Genomic DNA, 10,442 nt, shown 5'->3' with positions numbered 1-10,442 from the left:
ACCAACAAGGCGCTCACCGCGGCCGCAGCGCTTGGCGCCGACATCGACGTGCTGGTGGCCGGCCAGAACGCCAAGGCTGCCGCCGAAGCCGCCGCCAAGCTCACGGGCGTGAAGAAGGTGCTGCTCGCCGAGGGCGATGCTTACGCNCACGATCTCGCGGAGCCTTTGGCCGCGCTGATCGCGNCGCTTGCCGGGAACTATGACGCGATCGTCGCGCCCGCGACCTCGCGCTTCAAGAACGTGATGCCGCGCGTCGCCGCGCTGCTCGACGTCATGCAGATCTCCGAGATCATCAAGGTGGTGTCGCCAGATACGTTCGAGCGGCCGATCTATGCCGGCAACGCGATCCAGACGGTGAAGTCGAAGGACGCCAAGAAGGTCATCACGGTGCGCACCTCGACCTTCGCGGCGGCGCCCGCCGGCGGCAGCGCCTCGATCGAGAATGCCGCGGCTGCGGCTGACCCCGGCCTGTCGTCCTTCGTCGGCGAGGAAGTCGCGAAGAGCGACCGCCCCGAGCTGACCTCGGCCAAGATCATCGTCTCCGGCGGCCGCGCCATGCAGAGCCGGGAGAATTTCGCCAAATATATCGAGCCGCTGGCGGACAAGCTGGGCGCCGGTGTCGGCGCCTCGCGTGCGGCGGTCGACGCCGGCTATGCACCGAACGACTGGCAGGTCGGCCAGACCGGCAAGGTGGTGGCCCCCGAACTCTACGTCGCGGTCGGTATTTCCGGGGCGATCCAGCATCTGGCCGGCATGAAGGACTCCAAGGTGATCGTCGCGATCAACAAGGACGAGGACGCGCCGATCTTCCAGGTCGCCGATTATGGCCTGGTCGCAGACCTCTACCAAGCCGTTCCCGAGCTGACGGCAGAGCTCGGCAAGCTTGGAAAGTAAGCCTAATACCACCGGCCGGATGGGCAAAATCCGGCCGGTGTTGTCTATTGGCGCATGATCCGGGCAGAGTGGGCTTCCCGGACGAGATGTGCGCAATCAAAAGTCTGGAGCGGGACCGAGATTTTACCTAATCTCGTCACACTTTAGGGGGCAGGCGCAAAGATGCGCGCCGTTCCAGTGGATGAAAACATGGCAGTGATCAAAAAGGTCGGCGTGATCGGTGCGGGCCAGATGGGCAATGGCATCGCGCATGTTGCGGCGGTGGCGGGCTTTGACGTGGTGCTCAACGACGTCTCGGGCGACCGGCTGAAGTCGGGCATGGCCACCATCAACGGCAATTTGTCGCGGCAGGTCGCCAAGAACGTGATCACCGAGGACGTCAAGGCCAAGGCGCTCGGCCGCATCGCTTTGACCGAAACTCTGGAAGGGCTGGCCGACTGCGATCTCGTGATCGAGACCGCGGTCGAGAAGGAGGAGGTCAAGCGCAAGCTGTTCCACGACCTGTGCGCCGTTCTGAAGCCCGAAGCACTGATCGCCTCCAACACGTCCTCGATCTCGATTACCCGGCTCGCCTCGACCACCGACCGTCCCGAGCGCTTCATCGGCATTCATTTCATGAATCCGGTGCCCCTGATGGAGCTGGTGGAACTGATCCGCGGTATCGCTACCGATGATTTCACCTTTGAGGCGGCCAAGGAGTTCGTCAACGCGCTAGGTAAGCAGGTCGCGGTCTCCGAGGATTTTCCGGCCTTCATCGTCAACCGCATTCTGCTGCCAATGATCAACGAGGCGATTTACACGCTCTATGAGGGCGTCGGAAACGTCGAAGCGATCGATGCCGCGATGAAGCTCGGCGCGCACCATCCGATGGGGCCGCTGGAACTGGCAGATTTCATCGGGCTGGATACGTGCCTGTCGATCATGCAGGTGCTGCATGAGGGGCTCGCCGACTCCAAGTACCGCCCCTGTCCGCTGCTCGTGAAATATGTCGAAGCCGGTTGGCTCGGCCGCAAAACCCAGCGCGGTTTCTATGACTATCGCGGCGCCAAGCCGGTACCGACGCGGTGATGTGGTTGCCTAGGATGGGTGGTGCGTAAGCGAAACCCGTCAAAAGCTGCTGCAAAAAAGCGGTGGGTTTGGCTGCGCTCTGCCATCCTGCTGTTTCCAAATGTTTCTCATCTCCACCTTCCATTAACGCTTCCCGCCTAGGGTTCCGGCGGGACGTGTGAGGGTATTACGTTATGGATATGAGCTTGGTCGCTGCCGTGATGGCGCAGCAGCAGGGTGCCCTGCAGTCACAGATATCGACCTCCGTACTGAAGCAGAACCTGGACCAGCAGAAATCCGACGTCCTCACCCTGCTCGCCGGCGCATCACAGTCGCTCGCCAATGTCGGTCCCGGGGTCGGCGGCAATCTGAATATCACCGCTTAAGACCCTGCGTCCGCGGCTGAGGTCACCTCTCCCGATCGGAGAGGTGAAAGGTCACAGCCCCGCAGCGGCTGGGCTAAGCGCCGCCGTGATCAGCTTGATCGCGTCGTCGCTGTTCCATTCTGCGGGGCCGGCAATGGTGCCGATTTCGCAGCCCTTGGGGTCGACCAGCACCGAGGTCGGCATGCCTAGCGCCCGTCCGATCGATTTAAGATCCTGAAAGACCTTGGCTTTTTCGTCCGTGAAATAGTCGAGCTTGGTCAGGCCGGCGTCGCTCAAGAACTTCTTCGGCTTTTCGGGGTCGCGGGTGTCGATATTGATCGCGACCACCTGGAAATTCGGTCCCGCAAGCTTGGCCTGCAGGCCATTCAGGGCCGGCATTTCCTTGCGGCACGGCACGCACCAGGTAGCCCAGAGGTTCAACAGCACCGTCTTGCCGCGCCAGTCCGAGAGCTTTCTTGGCTTTCCTTCCGCGTCCTCGAAGGCGAGGTCTGGAAGCTTCAAGGGCGCACTTGCCATCGTCAGTGCGGCGACTTCGCCATGGACCAGGGGGGTGATCTTCCTTGCGAGATCGACCGCGCCGCGGCAGGTAGGGTCGCCAGCCTCGCGGTGCAGGCTGCCAAAACTGTAAATTCCGGCAAATCCGGCTACGGCCCCTACCAGCACGGCAGCGACCGCAAGCGGAATCCGGCGGCGCGGGGCGGGAGCGGGGGTTGGGGAGTTCTCGGGCATATCGTTTGTCATTCTGTAGCAGATACGGCTATGCAGGGGCCGAAATTACCGCGATGCGCAGATTTCTGGCGCCTCTCAATGCGTGGCAAGGGTTCGGGCAAGCGATCATGAGCAACAAGATGTGGGGCGGCAGGTTTTCCGAGCGCCCCGATGCGATCATGGAGGAAATCAACGTCTCCATCGACGTCGACCGGCACCTTTACGCCCAGGATATCGCCGCGTCCAAGGCGCATGCAGCCATGCTAGCCGCCCAGGGCATTATCACGGCCTCAGATGCTAAAAATATCGGCAAGGGTCTAGACACGATTTTGTCAGAGATCGGCAAAGGCGCCTTCGACTTCAAGCGCGCTCTCGAGGACATTCACATGAATGTCGAGAGCCGGCTTGCCGAACTGATCGGCCCTGCGGCGGGGCGGCTGCACACGGCGCGCTCGCGCAACGACCAGGTCGCGACCGATTTCCGCCTCTATGTCCGCGACACGATCGACGAGATCGACGCGGCCCTTGCACAGTTCCAGGAGGCGCTGGTCGCTCGCGCCACCGAGCATGCTGCGACCGTGATGCCCGGCTTCACCCATCTGCAGACCGCGCAGCCCGTGACCTTCGGCCATCATCTGCTCGCCTATGTCGAGATGGCCGCGCGCGATCGTGGTCGTTTCAGCGATGCGCGCAAGCGCCTCAACGAATCCCCGCTGGGCGCCGCCGCGCTGGCTGGCACCTCGTTCCCGATCGACCGTGCGGCTACCGCAACAGCGCTCGGTTTCGAGCGGCCGATGGCCAATTCGCTCGATGCGGTCTCCGACCGCGACTTCGTGCTGGAGACGCTGTCAGCCGCCGCGATCACCGCCGTGCATTTGTCGCGCTTTGCCGAGGAACTCGTGGTCTGGACCTCGCCGCTGGTCGGCCTCGTGCGCCTGTCGGACAAGTTCACCACCGGATCCTCGATCATGCCGCAGAAGCGGAATCCTGACGCGGCGGAGCTGGTGCGCGCCAAGACCGGCCGCGTGATCGGCGCGCTCACCGCGCTGCTCATTGTCATGAAAGGCCTGCCGCTCGCCTATCAAAAGGACATGCAGGAGGACAAGGAGGGCGCGATGGAGGCCTTTGTCGCACTCTCGCTCGCCATCCGCGCCATGACCGGCATGGTCCTGGACCTCGTCCCTGACGAGGCCAGGATGAAGGCGGCCGCCGGCGACGGCTATGCCACCGCGACCGATCTCGCCGACTGGCTGGTGCGAACCCTGAAAATGCCGTTCCGCGAGGCCCATCATGTCACCGGCCGGATCGTTGCGCTGGCGGCCAAGGACGGCGTGGCGCTGCACGAGCTGCCGCTTGCCGCCATGCAGGCGGTCGAGCCGAAGATCACGGCTGATGCTCTGCGCGCGCTGTCGGTGGAATCATCGGTGAAAAGCCGCACCTCTTTCGGCGGCACGGCGCCGAAGAATGTGCTGGCGCAGGCCAGGGCCTGGACGAAGCGGCTGGAAAAGCAGCGGAAATAACGGTGAATGGGCCGATTTTCGCTGCAATTTCATGGTGATTCGGCTCTCGCCAGAGCGGGGCAATCTTTGTATGGTGCGCCCCGCGCAATGGGGATCTTGCCGTGACTTCTAATCTGCGCCCGAAATTTTCGGGATGGGCCGTCTTGTTCGTGAGCGTGGCCGCGCTGAGCCTGTCGGCCTGCGGACGCAAGGGCCCGCTGGAGCTGCCGCCGACTGCCTCGTCGGCCTCCACGGCTAATCTTCAGCAGCCGAACGACACAGCGTCGGAGGAGGCGGCCAAGCCCAGCGTGTTCAACCCGAGCTACGGCACCAACGCGCCGCCGGTTGCCGGCAAGGGCCCGAAAAGACCCTTTGTTCTCGACCCGCTTCTGGGTAACTAACAACACCATGAACCATTTCGATTATCGCAACGGCGTGCTGCACGCCGAGGCGGTGAACCTCGCCGAGCTCGCTTCAACCGTGGGGACACCGTTTTATTGCTACTCCACCGCGACGCTGGAGCGGCATTTTCGCGTGTTCACCGATGCCTTCGCCGGCGAGAAGGTGCTCGTCTGCTACGCCATGAAGGCGAACTCCAACCAGTCGGTGCTGAGGACGCTGGCAAGGCTCGGGGCCGGCGCTGATGTGGTCTCGGGCGGCGAGCTGAAGCGGGCGCTCGCCGCAGGTATTCCGCCGAGCAAGATCGTGTTCTCAGGCGTCGGCAAGACCGAGGCCGAGCTACGTGCCGCCTTGTCCGGTGACATCCTCTGCATCAACGTCGAATCCGAGCCAGAGCTCGAGCTGCTTTCCCGGCTTGCCGCCGAGACCGGCCGGGTCGCGCGCATCTCGGTGCGCGTCAACCCCGATGTCGATGCCGGCACGCATGCGAAGATTTCCACCGGCAAGTCCGAGAACAAATTCGGCATTCCGCTGGCGCACGCGCGCGCCGTCTATGCCCGCGCAGCCAAGCTGCCGGGGATCGAGGTGACGGGCGTCGACATGCATATCGGCAGCCAGATCACCGATCTCGCCAATATGGAAACCGCGTTCCGCCTCCTGGTCGAGTTCGTGCATACGCTGCGCGCCGATGGCCACACCATCTCCCATGTCGATTTCGGCGGCGGCCTCGGGATTCCCTACTACATGGATCGCGAAGCGCCGCCCGCGCCGGACGCCTATGCCGCGATGGTCAAGCGCATCGCGCACAATCTCGGCTGCACGCTGATGTTCGAACCGGGCCGGCTGATCGTCGGCAATGCCGGCATCCTGGTCGCGCGCGTGATCCATGTGAAACATGGCGAGGCCAAGAATTTCGTGATCATCGATGCTGCGATGAACGATCTGATCCGGCCGACACTTTATGAGGCTCATCACGACATCCTCCCCGTGATCGAGCCCGCGCGCGACGCGAAGACGATCACGGCCGACGTGGTCGGCCCGGTCTGCGAAAGTGGCGACTATCTCGCCCTCGACCGCAGGCTTCCCGAGCCCAAGGCCGGCGATCTCTTGGCGATCATGACCGCCGGTGCCTATGGGGCGGTGCAGGCCGGCACCTACAACACGCGCCCCCTGGTGCCGGAAGTGCTGGTCAAGGGTGATCAATACGCGGTGGTCCGCCCGCGCGTGGACGTCGACGCGCTGATCGCGATGGACAAGCCCGCGCCCTGGCTGTGAGGCGGCGGCGCTGAAACACCATCGCCGTGGTCCCGGCCTTCGCCTTGCCTTCGCCCGGACGACAGCTTATTTCGCCGCGATCCCTCCAGCCTTTCCGCCGACCACAACCCCCGCCGCCTTCTCGACCGGCTTGATCGCCGCGGTGAAATCGGATTCCGCGCCCTCGTCGCGGATCACGACCTCCCACAATCGCCCGACCGCTTCGGCGACCTCCATCGACAGCCCCAGCGACTTCATCTCCTCGAGCGCCAGCCGCACGTCCTTCACCATCAGGCCGGTCGCGAAGCCGAAATCGAAGCTGCGCGGCAGGACCGAGCGCGGAAACTTGTCGCGGCTTGCGGTGTTCATGCCCGAGCCGGCATTGATGACGTCGATCATCACCTTGGGATCGAGCCCGGACTTCACCCCCATCACCACGGCTTCCGAGGTCGCAACCATGGCGGTCGCCGACAGGAAATTGTTGGCGAGCTTCATGGTTTGCCCTGCGCCCGGCTTCTCGCCGATGAAGAAGACCTTGCCGATCACCTCCAGCGCCCGCTTCACCGTCTCGAACTCGCCGCGCGGACCCGAGACCATCACCGCCAGCGTGCCCTTCTCGGCACCGGCAACGCCGCCGGAGACGGGGCTGTCGATTTGCACGATGTTGCGTTTCGCGAGCAGGTCGTGGATGCGCACCGCCATCTGCGAGCCGACGGTGGAGAGATCGACGAAGCGTTTGACGCGCTTGCCCTCGATCACTCCGCCCGCACCGGTTGCGACTTCGAGCGAAGCCTGCAGCGAAGGCAGGCTCGCCATCACGGTCTCGGCGCGATCGGCGACGTCCCTCGGCGAGGTGCCGGCTTCGGCGCCGCGTGCGGCCAGCTGCTCGACGACCTCCTTGCGCGTGTCGAACACGATCAGATGATGTCCGGCCTCGATCAGCCGGCGGGCCATGGGAAAGCCCATCTTTCCCAGCCCGATGAATCCGATGTCCATGTGATTGAGCCTTCAACCCTTGTCGATCTCGGCAAATACCTCGCGCGCGATGCGGAAGGAATCGACCGCTGCCGGCATGCCGGCATAGATCGCGACCTGCATCAGGATCTCGCGAATCTCGTCGCGCGTGACGCCGTTGGTCAGCGCCCCCTTCAGATGCGCGCGCAATTCATGCGGACGGTTGAGGATCGAGATCATGGCGATGTTGAGCATGCTGCGGGTCTTGCGTGGCAGCTCCTCGCGGCCCCACACCGAGCCCCAGCAATATTCGTTGAGCAGGTCCTGGAACGGCTTGTTGAAGCTGTCGACATTCTTCAGCGCGTTGTTGACATAGGCCTCGCCGAGCACGGCCTTGCGGATTTCGAGGCCTTTATCGTACGTCTTCTGGTCCATGAGTGTTCCCTCAATTCGCTTTTGCGGAGCGAACCTTATGAGGTCGAGGAAGGGTAGTCACTCCTTCGTGTTATGCGTGAATTCGGGACGGATACCCGTGGAGGAACGGGTGCCTCACTGCCGCCGTTGTGTTAAGCTGACGTGCCGGCGACCGGAGATTCTTTATTGAGCGGTGCCACACCTGACCCCCTGGGGCCGTCGCGCGAGAGCGATGGCTTGGCGCGGTTGAAGCTGAAAGAGGCCCTGCAGCGGGCCAAGTTTGCCATCGCCTGGGAGCGTGCCTGGCCACCCCTCGCGCGCCTGCTCACGGTGATCGGGCTGTTTTTGGTGGTATCCTGGGCCGGAATCTGGCTGTCGCTGCCGTTCATCGCCCGTGCCATCGGTTTTTCCATTTTCGTGGTGCTGGCGTTGGCGGCGGCCTCGTCGATGCTGTGGTTCCGCTGGCCGAGCAGGGCCCAGGCGCTGTCCCGGCTCGATCATGGCTCCGGTATCCGCCATCGGCCGGCCACCACGCTTTCCGATACGGTCTCGACGCAAGACCCCGTGGCGCTGGCGCTATGGCAGGCACAACGCGAACGCACGCTCGCGGCGCTTAAGCGCATCCGTGCAGGCTTGCCGTCGCCGCGGCTGTCGTTGCAGGACCCCTGGGCGCTGCGCGCGCTGGTGCTGGTGCTGCTCGCCGCCACCTATGTGGCCGCGGGCGACGAGCGCATGATGCGCATCGCGGCGGCCTTCGACTGGAACGGCGTGCTGGCGCCGGCCAATGTCCGGGTCGATGCCTGGGTGAACCCGCCGCCCTACACCGGCAAGCCGCCGATCATCCTTTCGGCCGCGAACAAGGAAGCCGCCGCGCTGCCAGCGTCGGGCCCGCTGTCGGTCCCTGCCGGCAGCACCCTGATCGTGCGCTCCAGCGGTGCCACCCTCGACGTCGTCGCCAATGGCGGCCTCACCGAGGCGGCTCCGAAAGAGCAGACCCCGCAAGGCACCAGCGAGAAGCATTTTGTCATCGCCGGCGATGGCAGCGTGCATGTGCGCGCGCCGTCCGGCCAGCCGCAGTGGTCTTTCACCGCCATCCCCGACCGTCCGCCGACGATTTCGTTGGCAAAGGATCCGGAGCGCCAGGCGCGCGGCGCGCTGCAGCTGTCCTACAAGCTCGAGGACGATTACGGCGTCACTGAAGCGCAGGCGCATTTTGTCGCCCGTCCGGCCGAAGGCAGCGATCCAGCCACGCAGGCGCGGCCGCTGTTCCAGCCGCCGCAGTTCCCGCTGGTGCTGCCGAATGCGCGCACCCGCAACGGCATCGGCCAGACGGTGAAGGATCTGAGCGAAGATCCCTATGCGGGGGCCGATGTCACGCTGACACTCACTGCCAAGGATGAGGCCGGTAACGAGGCGAAGAGCGAACCCTTCAACACGCGCCTGCCCGAGCGTCTCTTCACCAAGCCGCTCGCGCGTGCGCTGGTCGAGCAGCGCCGCATCCTCGCACTCGACGCCAACAGGAATTCCGAGGTCTACACCGCGCTCGATGCGCTGATGATTGCGCCGGAAGTGTTCATGGTGGGCGAGAGCGGGCACTATCTTGGGCTCTACAACATCGCCCGCCAGCTCGATGCCGCGCGCACCGACGACGCCCTGCGCGAGGTGGTGGCGAGCCTGTGGGCGCTCGCGGTGACGATCGAGGACGGCGACATCACCGATGTCGACAAGGCGCTGCGCGCGGCGCAGGACGCGCTGAAGCAGGCACTGGAGCGGGGCGCGAGCGACGAGGAGATCAAGAAGCTCACCCAGGACCTGCGCCAGGCGCTGGACAATTTCATGCGCCAGCTCGCCGAGCAGTTCCGCAACAATCCGCAACAGCTCGCGCGGCCGCTCGATCCCAACACCAAGGTCCTGCGCCAGCAGGACCTGCAGAATATGATCGAGCGCATGGAGCGGCTGTCGCGCCAGGGCGACAAGGAAGGCGCGCGCCAATTGCTCGAGCAGCTGCAGGAGATGCTCGAGAACCTGCAGATGGCGCAGCCCGGTCAGTCCGGTGACAACGACATGGAGCAGGCGCTCAACGAGCTCGGCGACATGATCCGCAAGCAGCAGCAGTTGCGCGACAAGACCTTCAAGCAGGGGCAGGATTCCCGGCGCGACCACATGCGCGGCAAGCAGCAGGGCGACCAGGGCATGGGCGACCTGCAGCAGGACCAGGATGCCCTGCGCGATCGCCTGAAGAAGCTGCAGGACCAGCTCGCCAAGCGCGGCATGGGCCAGATGCAGCGTGGCGACAAGGGCAAGAACGGCCAGCAGGGTCAGCAAGGCCAGGGTCAGCAAGGCCAAGGACAGCAAGGACAGGGCGACCAGGACGATCAGGCTGACCAGGGCGATGGTGACAATAACGGGCTGGGCGATGCCGACAGCGCCATGGGCGATGCCTCCGGTCAGCTCGGCGATGGCAATCCCGATGGTGCCGTGGACTCACAGGGCCGCGCGCTCGACGCGCTGCGCAAGGGCGCACAGCAGCTGTCGGAAGCGATGCAGCAGGGCGATGGCGAGGGTCAGGGCGACGGACCCGGCGAGCGCGCCGGCCGCCAGCAGGGCAACGGCACCCAGACCGATCCGCTCGGTCGTCCCCTGCACGGGCGCGAATATTCCGACGAGCTCTCCAAGATGGTGCCCGGCGAAATCGACGTGCAGCGCGCCCGCCGCATCCTCGAAGAGCTGCGCCGGCGACTGGCCGATCCGTCGCGGCCGCAGGTCGAGCTCGATTATCTCGAGCGGCTGTTGAAGGAATACTGACGGGCGCGTTCCGGCTCTCGCAAGCACTGAGGATTGCGTCCTCAGGCCGTACGGGCCGAAGCCGAGGGGCTGACGCGTCGCT

At 64.6% G+C, this 10,442-nt stretch carries 10 protein-coding genes; 7 read left to right on the top strand and 3 right to left on the bottom strand.

Translation table 11 applies throughout. The features are described 5' to 3' along the window. The 3 genes from A3AI_RS0126655 to A3AI_RS0126645 all read left to right on the top strand — a co-directional run. The coding region (locus tag A3AI_RS0126655) for an electron transfer flavoprotein subunit alpha/FixB family protein (protein ID WP_024518519.1) at positions 1-894 on the top strand (894 nt) is incomplete at its 5' end. 189 nt (positions 895-1,083) lie between these two features. Continuing rightward, a complete protein-coding gene (locus A3AI_RS0126650; protein ID WP_024518518.1) occupies positions 1,084-1,962 on the top strand; it encodes a 3-hydroxybutyryl-CoA dehydrogenase in 879 nt (292 codons plus the stop codon). A gap of 173 nt (positions 1,963-2,135) precedes the next feature. After that, positions 2,136-2,327, top strand: a complete 192-nt coding sequence (locus A3AI_RS0126645) for a putative motility protein (RefSeq protein WP_024518517.1) — start codon at positions 2,136-2,138, stop codon at positions 2,325-2,327. A gap of 51 nt (positions 2,328-2,378) precedes the next feature. On the opposite strand, the gene tlpA is transcribed toward A3AI_RS0126645, so the two are convergent. Continuing rightward, the gene (tlpA, locus tag A3AI_RS0126640) at positions 2,379-3,056 is read right to left on the bottom strand and encodes a thiol:disulfide interchange protein TlpA (protein ID WP_036049599.1); all 678 of its coding nucleotides are present in this window, start codon (positions 3,054-3,056) and stop codon (positions 2,379-2,381) included. Positions 3,057-3,163: 107 nt separating this feature from the next. Here tlpA and argH point away from each other — a divergent pair, with 107 nt between their 5' ends. From argH to lysA, 3 genes are all read left to right on the top strand, one after another. Continuing rightward, on the top strand, positions 3,164-4,555 hold the full coding sequence (gene argH, locus A3AI_RS0126635; protein ID WP_024518515.1) for an argininosuccinate lyase: 1,392 nt from the start codon (positions 3,164-3,166) through the stop codon (positions 4,553-4,555). A gap of 101 nt (positions 4,556-4,656) precedes the next feature. Next, entirely contained in the window at positions 4,657-4,935 is a 279-nt protein-coding gene (gene lptM, locus A3AI_RS0126630) for an LPS translocon maturation chaperone LptM (protein WP_024518514.1), read from the top strand. Positions 4,936-4,942: 7 nt separating this feature from the next. Then, entirely contained in the window at positions 4,943-6,208 is a 1,266-nt protein-coding gene (lysA, locus tag A3AI_RS0126625) for a diaminopimelate decarboxylase (RefSeq protein ID WP_024518513.1), read from the top strand. A gap of 66 nt (positions 6,209-6,274) precedes the next feature. Here the strand turns inward: lysA and A3AI_RS0126620 are convergent, their stop codons facing one another. Together A3AI_RS0126620 and A3AI_RS0126615 are read right to left on the bottom strand one after the other, a co-directional pair. Continuing rightward, on the bottom strand, positions 6,275-7,183 hold the full coding sequence (locus tag A3AI_RS0126620; protein WP_024518512.1) for an NAD(P)-dependent oxidoreductase: 909 nt from the start codon (positions 7,181-7,183) through the stop codon (positions 6,275-6,277). A gap of 12 nt (positions 7,184-7,195) precedes the next feature. After that, complete coding sequence (locus tag A3AI_RS0126615; RefSeq protein WP_024518511.1) at positions 7,196-7,576, bottom strand: carboxymuconolactone decarboxylase family protein; 381 nt, start codon at positions 7,574-7,576, stop codon at positions 7,196-7,198. Positions 7,577-7,741: 165 nt separating this feature from the next. Here A3AI_RS0126615 and A3AI_RS0126610 point away from each other — a divergent pair, with 165 nt between their 5' ends. Then, on the top strand, positions 7,742-10,360 hold the full coding sequence (locus tag A3AI_RS0126610; RefSeq protein WP_024518510.1) for a TIGR02302 family protein: 2,619 nt from the start codon (positions 7,742-7,744) through the stop codon (positions 10,358-10,360). The last annotated feature ends 82 nt before the right edge of the window (positions 10,361-10,442 follow it).

The organism is Bradyrhizobium sp. Tv2a-2 (assembly GCF_000472425.1).
GTDB lineage: Bacteria > Pseudomonadota > Alphaproteobacteria > Rhizobiales > Xanthobacteraceae > Bradyrhizobium.
This window is presented reverse-complemented; position numbering and strand designations above follow the sequence as displayed.

What these genes read in the sequence shown, in the direction of transcription:
- A3AI_RS0126620 (WP_024518512.1), bottom strand. Translation starts at nt 7,183, where the DNA reads ATGGACATCGGATTCATCGGGCTGGGAAAGATGGGCTTTCCCATGGCC.
- tlpA (WP_036049599.1), bottom strand. Translation starts at nt 3,056, where the DNA reads ATGCCCGAGAACTCCCCAACCCCCGCTCCCGCCCCGCGCCGCCGGATT.
- lysA (WP_024518513.1), top strand. Translation starts at nt 4,943, where the DNA reads ATGAACCATTTCGATTATCGCAACGGCGTGCTGCACGCCGAGGCGGTG.
- argH (WP_024518515.1), top strand. Translation starts at nt 3,164, where the DNA reads ATGAGCAACAAGATGTGGGGCGGCAGGTTTTCCGAGCGCCCCGATGCG.
- A3AI_RS0126615 (WP_024518511.1), bottom strand. Translation starts at nt 7,576, where the DNA reads ATGGACCAGAAGACGTACGATAAAGGCCTCGAAATCCGCAAGGCCGTG.
- A3AI_RS0126650 (WP_024518518.1), top strand. Translation starts at nt 1,084, where the DNA reads ATGGCAGTGATCAAAAAGGTCGGCGTGATCGGTGCGGGCCAGATGGGC.
- A3AI_RS0126645 (WP_024518517.1), top strand. Translation starts at nt 2,136, where the DNA reads ATGGATATGAGCTTGGTCGCTGCCGTGATGGCGCAGCAGCAGGGTGCC.